11 protein-coding genes are annotated in these 14,678 nt (G+C 69.9%); 1 reads left to right on the top strand and 10 read right to left on the bottom strand.

The annotated features are described in order from the left end of the window. Positions 1 to 37: 37 nt before the first annotated feature. The 9 genes from AB0O76_RS32730 to AB0O76_RS32770 form a co-directional block, all read right to left on the bottom strand. Positions 38 to 1,162 carry a pseudouridine synthase gene (locus AB0O76_RS32730; protein WP_365498669.1) on the bottom strand — a complete coding sequence of 375 codons (1,125 nt, stop codon included), beginning with the start codon at positions 1,160 to 1,162 and terminating at the stop codon, positions 38 to 40. A gap of 10 nt (positions 1,163 to 1,172) precedes the next feature. Beyond that, a complete protein-coding gene (gene scpB, locus AB0O76_RS32735) occupies positions 1,173 to 1,829 on the bottom strand; it encodes an SMC-Scp complex subunit ScpB (RefSeq protein ID WP_365498672.1) in 657 nt (218 codons plus the stop codon). Then, the gene (locus AB0O76_RS32740; RefSeq protein WP_365498675.1) at positions 1,826 to 2,824 is read right to left on the bottom strand and encodes a segregation/condensation protein A; all 999 of its coding nucleotides are present in this window, start codon (positions 2,822 to 2,824) and stop codon (positions 1,826 to 1,828) included. The genes scpB and AB0O76_RS32740 overlap by 4 nt, the downstream gene beginning before the upstream one ends. A gap of 17 nt (positions 2,825 to 2,841) precedes the next feature. After that, a complete protein-coding gene (locus AB0O76_RS32745) occupies positions 2,842 to 3,411 on the bottom strand; it encodes a hypothetical protein (protein ID WP_365498678.1) in 570 nt (189 codons plus the stop codon). Then, on the bottom strand, positions 3,396 to 4,547 hold the full coding sequence (locus tag AB0O76_RS32750) for a ParA family protein (protein ID WP_365498681.1): 1,152 nt from the start codon (positions 4,545 to 4,547) through the stop codon (positions 3,396 to 3,398). Before AB0O76_RS32750 ends, AB0O76_RS32745 begins: the two co-directional genes overlap by 16 nt. A 366-nt stretch (positions 4,548 to 4,913) precedes the next feature. Next, complete coding sequence (gene ald, locus AB0O76_RS32755; protein WP_360777832.1) at positions 4,914 to 6,029, bottom strand: alanine dehydrogenase; 1,116 nt, start codon at positions 6,027 to 6,029, stop codon at positions 4,914 to 4,916. A gap of 145 nt (positions 6,030 to 6,174) precedes the next feature. After that, on the bottom strand, positions 6,175 to 8,217 hold the full coding sequence (locus tag AB0O76_RS32760; protein WP_365498758.1) for a tetratricopeptide repeat protein: 2,043 nt from the start codon (positions 8,215 to 8,217) through the stop codon (positions 6,175 to 6,177). Positions 8,218 to 8,435: 218 nt separating this feature from the next. Next, entirely contained in the window at positions 8,436 to 9,065 is a 630-nt protein-coding gene (locus tag AB0O76_RS32765; protein ID WP_365498761.1) for an NUDIX hydrolase, read from the bottom strand. A gap of 96 nt (positions 9,066 to 9,161) precedes the next feature. Beyond that, positions 9,162 to 10,823, bottom strand: a complete 1,662-nt coding sequence (locus tag AB0O76_RS32770) for a CTP synthase (protein ID WP_365498684.1) — start codon at positions 10,821 to 10,823, stop codon at positions 9,162 to 9,164. Between the two features lie 408 nt (positions 10,824 to 11,231). Here AB0O76_RS32770 and AB0O76_RS32775 point away from each other — a divergent pair, with 408 nt between their 5' ends. Continuing rightward, the gene (locus AB0O76_RS32775) at positions 11,232 to 13,043 is read left to right on the top strand and encodes a glycoside hydrolase family 15 protein (RefSeq protein WP_365498687.1); all 1,812 of its coding nucleotides are present in this window, start codon (positions 11,232 to 11,234) and stop codon (positions 13,041 to 13,043) included. A gap of 3 nt (positions 13,044 to 13,046) precedes the next feature. Here AB0O76_RS32775 and AB0O76_RS32780 read toward each other — a convergent pair whose 3' ends face one another. Then, on the bottom strand, positions 13,047 to 14,669 hold the full coding sequence (locus AB0O76_RS32780) for an NAD(P)/FAD-dependent oxidoreductase (RefSeq protein WP_365498690.1): 1,623 nt from the start codon (positions 14,667 to 14,669) through the stop codon (positions 13,047 to 13,049). Between the last annotated feature and the right edge of the window lie 9 nt (positions 14,670 to 14,678).

Consider the following 14,678-nt stretch of genomic DNA (forward strand, 5'->3'; position numbering starts at 1 on the left):
AGAGAATGGACGGGCAGTCACAACCCCTGGGAGGTGTCTACAGGTCCACTTCCTGCATCAGCATGCCGACCTCGGTGTTGGAGAGCCTGCGCAGCCACCCCGACTTCTGGTCGCCGAGGGTGATCGGCCCGAAGGCCACCCGCACCAGCTTGTCGACCGGGAACCCGGCCTCGGCCAGCATGCGCCGCACGATGTGCTTGCGGCCCTCGTGCAGGGTCACCTCGACCAGGTAGTTCTTGCCGGTCTGCTCGACGACGCGGAAGTGGTCCGCACGCGCGTACCCGTCCTCCAGCTCGATGCCGTCCTTGAGCCGCTTGCCCAGGTCACGCGGGATCGGGCCGACGATGTGCGCGAGGTAGACCTTCTTCACGCCGTACTTCGGGTGCGTGAGGCGGTGTGCCAGCTCACCGTGGTTGGTGAGCAGGATGACGCCCTCGGTCTCGGTGTCGAGCCGGCCCACGTGGAACAGCCGCGTCTCGCGGTTGTTCGTGTAGTCACCGAGGCACTGGCGGCCTTCGCTGTCCTCCATGGTGGAGACGACACCGGCAGGCTTGTTCAGGGCGAAGAACTGGTACGACTGGGTCGCCACCGTCAGGCCGTCGACCTTGATCTCGTCCTTCTCCGGGTCGACCCGCATGCCCTGCTCGAGCACGATCTCGCCGTTGACCTCCACGCGGGCCTGCTCGACCAGTTCCTCGCAGGCACGGCGCGAGCCGTAGCCCGCGCGGGCGAGGATCTTCTGCAGCCGCTCGCCCTCCTGCTCGGCGCCCGGGAAGGTCTTGGGCAGGTTGGCCTTCTGCTTGCCCGCGTACCGCTCGCGGTTGCGCTCCTCGGCCCGCGCGTCGTACTCACGGGAGGTGGCCGGAGCCCACCGCCCCCGCGCGCTGCCCTGGCCCTGCTTGGGGCCGCCCTTGGCGCCACCGCGCGCCGAGGCACCACGGCCCGTCTTCGGACCGTCCTGCGTGCCGCCGGAGCCTACGTCGTAACGCCGCTCCTCCGGACGCGGCTTCTTCGGACGGCCGCTGCCGCCCTGCTTGTCGTCGCGGCTGTTACCGGCACCCCGGTAATTGCCGCGGCCACCGCTGCTGCCTCGGCCGCCGCTGTTGCCACCACGGCTCCCGCCGTTGTTTCCGCTGCTGTTCCTGCCGCTGCTGCTTCGCATCAAATTTCCGTTAGTCGTCTGCGTCCTCGTAACCCGGCGCATCAGGCGCGTCCGGGTCGAACGACGGAACACCTTCCTGCGTCTCGGCCTCGATCGCGTCCGCCTCGGGGAGGAAGGGCGCGAGCTCCGGGAGCTCGTCAAGGCCACGCAGGCCCATCCGCTCCAGAAAGTAGTTCGTCGTCCTGTACAGGATCGCACCTGTTTCGGGTTCCGCGCCCGCCTCGTCCACCAGACCTCTCTGGAGAAGGGTGCGCATCACGCCGTCACAGTTCACTCCGCGCACGGCGGAGACCCGCGATCGGCTGACCGGCTGGCGGTACGCGACGACCGCGAGGGTCTCCAGAGCCGCCTGGGTGAGCCGGGCCTGCTGCCCGTCGAGCACGAAGCGCTCGACCGCCGCCGCGTACTCGGGCCGCGTGTAGAAACGCCAGCCGCCCGCCACCAGGCGCAGCTCGAAGCCCCGCTTCTGCACGGTGTACTCGTCGGCGAGCTCGCGCAGGGCGTCGGCCACCTGCCGCCGGGGCCGGTCGAGGACCTTGGCGAGGTGCTCCTCGGTGGCCGGTTCGTCGACGACCATGAGGACGGCCTCCAGGGCGGGCCGCAGCTCCAGATCGGCGACGGCTCCGGCCAGGTCTCCCGCGGGACTCGCCGTTTTCTCGGGGCTCATGTGGCCGTCTCCTCACTCGTCGTCTCGGGGACGCGGTCGAACTCGTCGGTCACCGTCGGCTGCCCGTCGCCCTCACCGCCGGTCCACCGCACCATGAGCTCGCCCAGGGCATCCTCCTGGTCCAGGGCCACGGCCTTCTCGCGGTACAGCTCAAGGAGTGCCAGGAAACGGGCGACGACGGTGAGGGTGTCCCCCGCGTCCTCCACGAGCACCTGGAAGCTGACCTCGCCCCGCTCGCGCAGCCGGGCCACGACCACCCCCGCCTGCTCCTGTACGGAGACCAGCGGGGCATGGATGTGGTCGACGTACACCTGAGGCTTCGCCCGCGGCTGCATCGCCTTCACGGCGATCCTGGCGAACCCCTCCGCGCCGATGCTGATGACGACCTCGGGCAGCAGCTCGGCATGGTGCGGCTCGAGCCCCACGGTCCGCGGATAGCGCCGCGCCTCGTCGTCGAGCCGCCCGCTGAAGATGTCCGCGATCTGCTTGTACGCGCGGTACTGCAGCAGCCGCGCGAAGAGCAGGTCCCGCGCTTCGAGCAGCGCGAGATCCGCCTCGTCCTCGACCTCGGCGGCGGGCAGCAGCCTGGCCGCCTTGAGGTCGAGCAGCGTGGCGGCGACCACGAGGAACTCGGTGGTCTGATCAAGATCCCAGTCGGGCCCCATGGCACGGATGTGCGCCATGAACTCATCGGTCACCTTGGACAGCGCGACTTCGGTGACATCGAGCTTGTGCTTCGAGATGAGCTGAAGCAGCAGATCGAAGGGCCCTTCAAAGTTCGCAAGCCGAACCTTGAACCGCCCGTCGTCGGGTTCGGCGGGGGCCTCATCGGAGTCGCCGCCCGCGTTGTGGGCAGGCGTTCCGCAGGGCGGAACGGGTGGGCACAACGCCCCACGGTCCGCAGACGACTCCTCAGCGGGAGCCGCCCCGGGCCCCCGCCCCAAGGCACGGCGTCGAGTAGCAAGCGGCGGTGCGGGTTCGTCGTTCACGGGCATCGGCGGGAAGGCTACCCCTACCGCCCACGCAACCGTCGTACGAGAATGCTCGCGTCCCCACGGGACTCAAGGTCGGCGAGGACAACGGCGACCGCCTCGCGGACGATCCGCCCGCGGTCGACCGCGAGCCCATGCTCACCCCTGAGGACGAGCCGAGCATGCTCGAGGTCCATCAGCTCCTCGGCGGACACGTACACGGTGATCTTCTCGTCGTGCCGCTCACGCCCGCTCGGCCGCCGATTGGCCGCCCGCGCACGCCGCCGCGCCTGCGCGGTGGAGGAGCTCGCCGGGCGGGTACCACCCTGCGACTTCTCGCCCTCCGCAGGAGCCGTGCGGCTATGGGATTCCCCGGCCCCCGACTCCGCGTCGGCGGCGCCGTGTTCGGCGGCCTCACCGCCGTCCGCGCCGTCTGGGGCGCCCGTGCCCCCGTGGGAGTCACCGGCGGCGGTCTCGTCACTCTCCCCCGCGGGTGCGGGCACCCGCGGCTCGCCGTTCGCCTGGCGTCGCGGCGACGACGACTGAAGCGCCATCCCCCCGGTCGTACGGAACAGTTCGTCGGCCCCCGGCAGACTCACTCGGCGTGACACCGGGCGAGCACCTCCCTGGCGAGCTGACGGTAGGCGGCGGCGCCGACGGAGTTCGAGGCGTACGTCGTGATCGGCTCACCGGCGACCGTGGTCTCCGGGAAGCGGACCGTGCGCCCGATGACCGTGTGGTAGACGTGATCGTCGAAGGCCTCGACCACCCGCGCGAGCACCTCACGGCTGTGCACCGTGCGCGAGTCGTACATGGTGGCGAGGATGCCGTCGAGCTCCAGGTCGGGGTTGAGCCGCTCCTGGACCTTCTCGATGGTCTCCGTCAGAAGGGCCACACCGCGCAGCGCGAAGAACTCGCACTCGAGCGGCACGATCACCTTGTGAGCCGCCGTCAGGGCGTTCACGGTGAGCAGGCCGAGCGAGGGCTGACAGTCGATCACGATGTAGTCGTAGTCCTGCATCAGCGGCTTCAACGCCCGCTGAAGCGTGGACTCTCGGGCGACCTCGCTGACCAACTGCACTTCGGCGGCCGACAAGTCGATGTTGCTGGGCAGCAGGTCCATGTTCGGGACCGCCGTCTTCAGCAGCACCTCGTCGGCCGACATGCCCCGCTCCATGAGCAGGTTGTAGACCGTCAGGTCCAGCTCCATCGGGTTGACCCCGAGGCCCACCGAGAGGGCGCCCTGCGGGTCGAAGTCGACGAGCAGGACCCGGCGTCCGTACTCCGCGAGCGCGGCACCCAGGTTGATGGTCGACGTCGTCTTGCCCACGCCGCCCTTCTGGTTGCACATCGCGATGATCTTCGCGGGACCGTGATCGGTCAGCGGGCCCGGGATCGGGAAGTACGGCAGCGGGCGCCCCGTGGGACCGATGCGCTCACGGCGCTGACGGGCCGCGTCCGGGGCCAGCGTGGCCGCGTACTCGGGATCGGGCTCGTACTCGGCGTCAGGGTCGTAGAAGTGCCCCTGGGGCAGTTCCTCGTAGTCGGCGAGTTGGGTGTGGGTGGTGTTCTCGCCACTCCGGTCGCCGGCCATGGCGTTCACGTGATGGCCATCCATGCTCTGGGGTGCAGACGATGTCGACTGGGTCGCTTGCGTCGGCTGCGGTTTCTGGCGGGCTTCGAAGGTGCGGACAGCGACGGAGCCGACAGCCTCGAGCCCCACGGGTCCTTGGCCCCGCGCAGACATTCCTGGTTGACCACCCCCGGGAGCAAATGTCGACTCATTCACAAGTCGTCTTACCTCCTTGGTGACCAGGAAATTTCTCGATAGGTCAGCGTGACACCATGCCGACGGTTGGCGACTCTATGGCGTGTCACCGGTCCGCAGCAACACAATCCGCCGGACCCGGCCCGATGTGTCGGCAATCGAACGCCCCCATGTCAAGGGTGTGCGGTCCGCCATCGCGACATTTCCGGGGTGGGCGAATCGGTTAAAGGGTTACGTTAACGGCGAGTTGACCATGTCCATGGACATACGCATACGGCCGGACCCCTCTCAAGGTCCGGCCGCAGGCGTGAGATTGACGACTCTCGTTGACGAAAGTGGTCAGGATCAGCCGAGGAGCGTCTCCAGCTCGACGTGCTCGAGGCCGTGCGACTCGGCGACCTCCTTGTAAACCACCTTGCCGTCATGGGTGTTGAGACCCAGGGCGAGCGCGTGGTCACGGCGCAGGGCCTCGACCCAGCCGCGGTTCGCGAGCTCGACGATGTACGGCAGCGTGGCGTTGGTCAGCGCGTACGTCGAGGTGTTGGGCACCGCGCCGGGCATGTTGGCGACGCAGTAGAACACCGAGTTGTGGACCGGGAAGGTCGGCTCGGCGTGCGTGGTCGCGTGCGAGTCCTCGAAGCAGCCGCCCTGGTCGATCGCGATGTCGACAAGGACACTTCCCGGCTTCATCCGCGAGACGAGCTCGTTGGTGACGAGCTTCGGGGCCTTGGCACCCGGGATGAGGACGGCGCCGATGACGAGGTCGGCGTCGAGGCAGGCCTTCTCGAGCTCGAAGGCGTTGGAGACGACGGTCTGGATCTTCGTGCCGAAGATCTTGTCCGCCTCCTTGAGCTTGTTGATGTCCTTGTCGAGCAGGGTCACGTGGAAGCCCATGCCGATGGCGATCTGCGCGGCGTTCCAGCCGGAGACGCCACCGCCGATGACGACGGCCTTGCCGGCCGCCACGCCCGGGACACCGCCGGGCAGGACACCGCGGCCGCCCTGGGCGGCCATCAGGTGGTACGCGCCGACCTGCGGGGCCAGGCGACCCGCGACCTCGGACATCGGGGCGAGCAGCGGGAGCGCGCGGTTCGCGGTCTCCACGGTCTCGTACGCGATGGCGGTCGTGCCGGACTCCAGGAGCGCGTCCGTGCACTCCTTGGAGGCGGCCAGGTGCAGGTAGGTGAAGAGCGTCTGGTCCTTGCGGAGGCGGTGGTACTCCTCGGCGATGGGCTCCTTGACCTTCAGCAGAAGGTCGGCGGTGGCCCAGACCTCGTCGGCGGTGTCCAGGATCCGGGCACCGGCCGAGACGAACTCGTCGTCCGTGATGGAGGAGCCGACACCGGCGTTCCGCTCGATGACGACCTGGTGGCCGTGGCGCACCAGCTCGTGCACACCGGCGGGGGTGATGGCCACCCGGAACTCGTTGTTCTTGACCTCGCGGGGGATGCCGACCTTCACGTCGATCACGGTCCTCTTGGCTCAGGGATTTTTCGGGCGATGAACTACATACCGATACACAAGAGGGCGCATCGGAAGACACCACGGAAGTACGCGGCGGAGCCAGTCTAATGAAGGACTTCTCGCTGTCTAGCCTTTCAAAGCATCAATCTTCTGCGGAAGCGCTACGGATTTCGTAGGCGGAACCCTCCCGTCCGTCCTTCGATGCAAGCCCTGTGACCTCCTCGATCTCCGTTCCCAGCATGCGCTTGGCGGCGGCGCGGTGCAGCCGGGCGGCCGCCGGGTCGCCGAGACGCTCCAGGGTGTCGGCAAGCCTGAGCTGCAGCGCCGCCTGGAGACGTACGTCGTCGGCCTGCCGCGCCCACTCGACCGCCTCCTGGCAGGTACGGAGCGACTCCTCGGGCCGCCCCGCGTACTCCTGCACCCGCGCCAGCTCGCTCAACGCCCTTGCCTGGCCCGCCACATCGCCGCACTTGCGGTACCCGGTGACGGCCGAGCTCCAGTTGCGCAGCGCCTCTCCGTAGCGCCCCGCATAGGTGTGCGCCGTGCCGATACGGCCGTAGAGCCGGGCCGCGTCGGCGCGCTCGTCCCGGCCGAGGCGCTGGGCGAGGGCCCGGCCGAACCAGTCCGATGCCCGCGACCAGTCCCCCAGTTCCTGGTACGCGCCACCTACGGATTCCATTGCGCGTCCGGTCGCGTACGGGTCATTTGCTCTGCGCCCGGCGTCCAAAGCTGCCCGATATCGCACCAGTGCCTCGTGTGTACGTCCCGTGCGCGCGTCCAGATCCGCGAGATTGAGCAGGGCGGCCGCCTTCTCGCGGGGCAGATCCCTGCGCTCGGCGACATCCAGGACCAGCTGATGGATGCCGTACAGCTCGGGAGCCGCGTCCTCCGTGCCGCGGTGCGCGACCAGGGCCCGCGTCAGGGCCGCCATCAGACGCCGGGCGAGGGTGTCGAGCTCCCCGTCGGCGACCGCGAGGCGGGCGGCGGCGAGCAGCGCGGGCTGCCGGATGCGCAGCCACTCGGCGGCGGCCGCCCGATGGGGGAAGCGCAGGGCGCGCGGCAGGCCTGCGAGCTTCTTGCGGGCCGCGGAGCCGTCCGGTTCGGTGATCGCCCGGCAGGACTGCAGGAGCCGTACGGTCCGCTCCAGCATCCTGGCCCGCGCGAGCTGCACCTCGGCGGGGCGGTCCCGGCTCTCGGTGAGGCTGCGAAGCAGCGGCATCAGGCAGCCGGGCACCTCGTACTGCGGCAGCGGCGACTCCACGGCCCTGACCAGGCCGAGCTTCACGAAGTCGTCCAGGGTGGTGCGGGCGGCGGAGACCGAGCAGCCGGCCAGGGCGGACGCGGTGTGCGGGTCGACGTGGCCCGCGGGGGCGAGGGAGAGGAAGCGCAGTATCCGCGCGGTGGGGCCCGGCAGCGAGGCGTACGAGTGCTGGAAGACGCGAGCAAGGGCCGACCCCTCGTCGGGCCGTTCGTGCACCTGCTTGGCGAGGTCGGCGAGGGCCGCCTTGGGCCGCACGGAGAGCCAGCCGCCGGCCAGGACGAGGGCCGCGGGGTGCGCGGCGCACGCCTCGACCAGGCTCTCCGCGGAGCGCGGGTCGACGGTGACGCGCACCGGGCCCGCGGCGCGGGAGAGCAGCTCGACGCCGGCGGCGGTGTCCAGGCCGCCGAGCGTGCAGGGCCGCACGTCGGGGATTCCGGTGAGCGGGCCCTCGGAGACGGCGACGGCCAGGCAGTCCGGCGCGTCCGGGAGCAGCGGGTCGACCTGCTCGGCGTCGGCCGCGCCGTCGAGCAGCAGCAGGCACCGGCGGTCGGCCAGGGCCTCGCGGAGCACCTCGGTCAGCTCGTCCTCGTCGGCGCCCGGCGGTGCGGGGACCTCCAGGGAGTCGAGGAGTTCCCGCGCCGTGCGTTCCGTGGGCACGCGCGTGCCGTCGGGTTCCGTGAGGTGGGCGCGGAGCACCCCGTCCGGGTAGGCGTCGGCGACCTGCCGGGCGAGTTCCTCCGCGAGGGATGTGCGGCCGGAGCCAGGCCGTCCCGCGATGAGCAGTACGCGCGCGCGTGGCGCCTTGCGGCCCGAGATGGTGTCGAGGCCCGCGCGGTCGATGTCGGCGCGGAGTTCCTTCAACTCCCGGCGCCGACCGGTGAATTGGCCTCCGCCGGAATTCCGGGCCGAGGCGGGCCGCGGCACCGCGCCGCCCGCCGCCGAACCGTCCGTGTCGATCACCTGATCCGTCACGGGCCATGCTCCGTCCGCCTGCGCGCGAACCCGCCGGGACTCCGGTCGGGACGCTTCCAGAGCCTAGTTCAGGCCCTGCCGCGTCCCCCGTCACGCGGCGCGCACAAGTCGCCCGATCGGATCAGCAGATCGTCACACCGGAGCCTGAGGCGACCCCCACTGGTATGTGCTCAGGCCTCGAAGGGACGCGCGGGCCAGGGCGCGTCGGCCGGGCGCAGCGCGTCGACGCCGTCGCCGTTCAGCGCGGCGGTGAGCGAAAGGGCGCCCACGACAAGGCAGTTGTTGTGCAGCTCGCCTGCGAGCACACCGCGTACGAGCTCTTCGAGCGGTACGCGCGCCAGCTCCATGTCCGCCTCCTCCTCGGAGACTTCGAAGCGCTCGCCCTCGGCCTCGGAGAGGTCGCGGGCGAGGAAGATGCGCACGGCCTCGTCGCAGCCGCCGGGCGTGGTGTAGACGTCGGTGAGGACGCGCCAGTCCTCGGCCTTGACGTGCGCCTCTTCGTAGAGCTCGCGCTGGGCGGCGTGCAGCGGGTTCTCGCCGGGGATGTCGAGCAGTCCTGCCGGGATCTCCCAGAGCTTCTGGCGGACCGGGTGACGGTACTGGCGCAGGATCAGGACGCGGCCGCGGTCGTCGAGCGCGAGGACGGCGACCGAGCCGGGGTGCACCTGGTAGTCGCGGCGGACGACGGTCCCGTCGGGCATGACCACGTCGTCGGTGCGGACACTCGTCTTGTTGCCCTGGAACGGGGTCGCGGTCGCCGTGACCTGCCACTCCTCGGCGGTGTCCTTGATCGTCGTCATGTCAGTCATGCAGACCTGTTCCTCCCACGCACACAAACAGAAACCGGGGCACGCACCTCGAAAGACGCGTACCCCGGCAACCGTACAACCCTTGTGTTACTTGCCCGTCTTGGCCGCCGTCTGGCGCTCCACGGCCGCCTTCACCAGACCGGCGAAGAGCGGGTGCGGGCGAGTCGGGCGGGAGCGCAGCTCCGGGTGGGCCTGGGTGGCCACCAGGTAGGGGTGGACCTCGCGCGGGTACTCGACGTACTCGACGAGCTTGCCGTCCGGGGAAGTGCCGGAGAACTGCAGACCGGCCTTCTTCTCCAGCTCGGCGCGGTAGGCGTTGTTCACCTCGTAGCGGTGACGGTGGCGCTCCTCGACGTACTCCTTGCCGTCGTACACCTCACGCGCGATCGATCCCTCGGCGAGCTTCGCCGGGTACATGCCCAGGCGCATCGTGCCGCCCATGTCGCCCTCACCGGCGACGATGTCGAGCTGCTCGGCCATGGTGGAGATGACGGGGTGCGCGGTGGCGGCGTCGAACTCGGTGGAGTTGGCGTCCGGGATGTCCGCGAGGTTGCGGGCGGCCTCGATCACGATGCACTGCAGGCCGAGGCAGATGCCGAGCAGCGGCACCTTGTTCTCGCGGGCGTACTGGATCGCGCCGACCTTGCCGGCGACACCGCGGTCGCCGAAGCCGCCGGGGATCAGGACCGCGTCGCAGTCGGCGAGCTGCTTCTTGGCGCCCGCCGGGGTCTTGCAGTCGTCCGAGGTGACCCACTTGACCTTGACGCGGGCCTTGTTGGCGAAGCCGCCGGCGCGCATGGCCTCGGTGATGGAGAGGTAGGCGTCGGGCAGGTCGATGTACTTGCCGACCAGCGCGACGGTGACCTCGTGGTTCGGGTTGTGCACCCGGTCCAGGAGGTCCTCCCACTGGGTCCAGTTCACGTCGCGGAACGGGAGGTCCAGCTTGCGGACCACGTAGGCGTCAAGGCCCTCGGTGTGCAGGACCTTCGGAATGTCGTAGATCGACTTGGCGTCGATGGCGGCGACCACCGCGTCCTCGTCGACGTCGCACATCAGCGAGATCTTGCGCTTGATGGACAGCGGCACCTCGCGGTCGGCGCGCAGCACGATGGCGTCCGGCTGGATGCCGATGTTGCGCAGGGCGGCGACGGAGTGCTGGGTCGGCTTGGTCTTCAGCTCGCCGGAAGGGCCGATGTAGGGCAGCAGCGAGATGTGCACGACGAAGACGTTGTCGCGGCCGACCTCGTGGCGGACCTGGCGGACCGTCTCCAGGAACGGCAGGGACTCGATGTCGCCGACCGTGCCGCCGACCTCGGTGATGACGACGTCCACGTCGTCCGTGGCCATGCGGCGGATGCGGTGCTTGATCTCGTTGGTGATGTGCGGGATGACCTGCACGGTGTCGCCCAGGTACTCGCCGCGCCGCTCCTTGGCGATGACCTGCGAGTAGACCTGGCCGGTAGTGACGTTGGCCGAGCCGTCGAGGTCGACGTCGAGGAAACGCTCGTAGTGGCCGATGTCCAGGTCGGTCTCGGCGCCGTCGTTGGTGACGAACACCTCGCCGTGCTGGAAGGGGTTCATCGTGCCCGGGTCGACGTTCAGGTACGGGTCGAGCTTCTGCATGGTGACGCGCAGACCACGAGCCTTGAGGAGCGCACCCAGGCTGGAGGCAGTCAGACCCTTGCCGAGGGAAGAGGCGACACCCCCGGTGACGAAGATGTGCTTGGTCGTCGTGGATTTGGGCTGCATAGCCAAAGGGGGGCTCCCGTGGTCGCGGTCTGGAGGGTGCGTACCGGCGCTCTCACCGGGATTCGGGGGAGGTGCCGTCGCTGCGGTTCGGGGGTTCTATGACCACCGGCTCACGGGCTACCAGGGTATCAGCGACGGGACGAGGCTGCTTCCGGCCACGCTCCGACACTCTCTTCACAGCCGCCTCACCTGGCGCTCACCCGTTCGGCGCACCCGCGTTGTCCGGAGCGGCGCGCAGATCACCGGGGTGCGACGTATCCTGCTCGGACACTTGCTGCCGAGCCGTCCGACCAACGGCATCACCCCCGACCGTTCTCCAGGAACAAGAGGCTCGCGCAGTTCGTTTTACAGCGAACTCTGACCGTAGAGCGAGCGCCCCGCGAGGGCGACGTGGCCGTTTGACTGGAGATGCACGTGGCCGGGCGCATCGAGGACTACGCACTCATCGGAGACATGCAGACCGCCGCACTGGTCTGCCGGGACGGCACGGTCGACTGGCTGTGCCTGCCCCGCTTCGACTCACACGCCGTCTTCGCCGGCCTGCTGGGCACGGAGGAGCACGGATTCTGGCGCCTTGGACCCGCGCACAGCCCGGACGCCCCACCGCCGACGGCGGCGCGGCGCACCTACCGCGGCGACTCGCTGGTGCTGGAGTCCGAGTGGGACACCCCGCGCGGCACGGTCCGCGTGACCGATTTCATGCCGCCGCGCGACACCGACGCCCCGCAGCTGGTGCGCATCGTCGAGGGCGTCAGCGGCCGCGTGCCGATGCGCTCCGCGCTGCGCATGCGTTTCAGTTACGGGCGTGTGGTGCCCTGGGTGCACAAGGTCGACGGGCGCACGGTGGCCGTCGCCGGGCCCGACTCGGTGTGGCTCGACACCCCGGCCGAGACCTTCGGCAAGGACCTCACGACGTACTCGGACTTCACGGTCGCACCGGGTGACCGGATCGCGTTCACCATCTCGTGGCAGCCCTCGCACAAGCAACCGCCCGCGCTGCCCGACCCCGAGGGCGCCCTCACGGCGACCGAGGACTTCTGGCGCGAGTGGGTCGAGCACTGCACGTACCACGGGCCGTACCGCGAGGCCGTGGTCCGCTCGCTGATCACGCTGAAGGCGCTGACGTACGCGCCGACGGGCGGCATCGTCGCGGCGCCGACCGCCTCGCTGCCCGAGGACATCGGGGGCTCCCGCAACTGGGACTACCGCTACACGTGGCTGCGCGACGCGGCGATCACGCTCTCCTCGCTCCTGCGCACCGGCTACCGCGAGGAGGCCCGCGCCTGGCGCGAGTGGCTGCTTCGCGCGGTGGCGGGCGACCCCGAGAACCTGCAGATCATGTACGGCATCGCGGGCGAGCGCGAGCTGGGCGAGGCCGAGCTGGACTGGCTTCCCGGATACGAGGGCTCGACGCCGGTCCGGGCCGGTAACGGCGCCGCGCACCAGCTCCAGCTCGATGTGTACGGCGAGGTCACCGAGGCCCTGCACCTGGCGCACATGACGGGCCTGGCCCGCAACGACTACGCCTCGCTGCTCCAGCTCAAGCTGATCCGCTACCTGGAGACGCACTGGGACCAGCCCGACGAGGGCATCTGGGAGGTGCGCGGACCGCGCCGCCACTTCGTGCACTCCAAGGTGATGTGCTGGGTCGCCGTCGACCGCACGATCAAGCTCATCGAGTCCGGCGACGCGGACGGCCCGCTGGAGAAGTGGCGCGAGCTGCGCGACGACATCCACCGTGACGTCTGCGAGAAGGGCTACGACAAGGAGCGGAACACGTTCACGCAGTCGTACGGCTCCAAGGAGCTGGACGCCTCGCTGCTGCTCATCCCGCAGATGGGCTTCCTGCCGCCCGACGACAAGCGCGTCATCGGCACCATCGAGGCCATCCAGCGGGAGCTCTCGACGTCGGACGGCTTCATCCTGCGCTACCCGACCTCGGGCGACGACGCGGGCGTGGACGGCCTTGAGGGTGACGAAGGCGCCTTCCTGGCCTGCTCGTTCTGGCTGGCGGACGACCTGGCGATGATCGGCCGGGTCGACGAGGCCCGCAACCTCTTCGAGAAGCTGCTCGCGCTCCGGAACGACCTGGGGCTGCTCGCCGAGGAGTGGGATCCGCGGCTGCAGCGCCAGGTCGGCAACTTCCCGCAGGCCTTCAGCCACGTGCCGCTGATCGACACGGCACTGCGGCTGACGGCCTCCGGGGCGTACGGCGGCTAGGCCCTAGGCGAGTTTCCCGATGACCTCCCGGGCGGCGCGCTCCCCTTCGGTCGCGCCGCCCTCCATAAAGCCCTGGAAGTCGTAGCTGCAGTGCTCGCCGCCGATGTGGAGGTTGCCCTGCGGGGTGCCTTCGTAGCCGGCGTAGCGGTGCAGATAGCCGACGGGCCAGTACGAGTAGGCGCCGAGCGCGTAGGGGTTCTTGTGCCAGGCGGAGAGCTGGGCCTTGCCGGTCCAGGCGGCCTTGGCGCCGGGGAAGACTTGGTCGATCTGGCCGAGGTAGCGGGTGGACAGGTCGCGTACGTAGGGGTCCGTCTCGGTGCTGAACGGGCCCGCCGGTGACAGGGACTTGGCGAGGGTGCCGCCGCCGTACTGGATGAGGATGCCGCCGGTGCCCGGCTGGATCTTGGTGGTGTCCCAGGTCTGCTGGAAGTCGGCGTCGGTGAAGCAGTCGCCCGCGCTGACGCCGGGCCAGGCTCCGGTGCCGCGCCAGGGGCGGCCGGAGAACTGCATGTTGAGCTTGGTGCAGTGGCCCATCCGGGCGTCCCGCAGCAGGTTTGTCATGCGGGTGTCCAACCCGGCCTTGGTCAGGTCGAGTTGTTGGAGCACCGGCAGCGGGAGGCACAGGATCGTGTGGTCGGCGGTGGCGGTGCGGACGGCGCCCGCTTCTGTGTACGTGAGGGTCTGGGTGCCGTCGGCGTTGGCGCGTACGGCGGTCAGGGAGCAGCCGGGGCGCAGGGTGCCGTCCGGCAGGAAGTCGGCGATGGCGCGCGGGAGTTGGTCATTGCCGCCGGTGATGTGGTAGCGCTCGTTGGACAGGCCCCAGATGTTGAAGTGCCCCGGATTGGTCTGGTAGCCCATGAGGAGGACCAGCGCGAGCGCGGACTGGTCGGTGGTGTCGGCGCCGTACTCGACGTTGTAGGCGACGTCGAACCAGCGGCCGAGCGGGGAGCCGTGCCCGCCCGGCACCCGCGATTCGATCCATTCGTGGATCGACATGTTGTCGAGGGCGGTGCCGGTCGGCGTGGTCTGGTTCCAGAAGACCTCGCCCGCCTCCGACAGGTCGCGGCGCAGGAGTTGATAGACCTCCTTGAAGTCCTCGTCGGCCTGGGCGCGCGGGTAGTAGGCGCCGTTGAACCAGAGGATCTCCTCCGCCCCGCTCGGGCCGCCGCCGAGGAAGTCCTCGACGGGGAGGTCGAAGCGGCGGCAGAGCTCCAGGATCTTCTTGTGGCTGGTGTCGATCAGCTCGCCGCCGATCTCGGAGGTCTGGCCGTATGCCCAGTGGCCGCGTTGGGTGTACATGCGGCCGCCGACCCGGTCCGGGTTCGCCTCGTAGAGCGTGCAGTTCAGGCCCGCGTCGTGGAGGGTGAGGGCCGCGGTGAGGCCCGAGATCCCCGCGCCCACGACGGCTGTGCGGGGCGCGCCCTTGCCGGTCGCGGCCCTGGCGCGGGGAGCGGACGCGAGGGCAGCACCCCCGACCGCGAGACCCGCGGCGCCTTTGAGGACCGTTCTTCGGTCGGTCGACGCGGCACCGCCGCGGGCTTCGGCGACGGGGACCCCGAGGCGCCGGGCCGCTCCGTGCTCTGCTGCCAGTCGCTTCAACGCGTGCATGGTATTCGTACGGGACACGGGAGATCT

The sequence above is a fragment of the Streptomyces sp. NPDC086554 genome, from assembly GCF_040686095.1.
Taxonomy (GTDB): domain Bacteria; phylum Actinomycetota; class Actinomycetes; order Streptomycetales; family Streptomycetaceae; genus Streptomyces.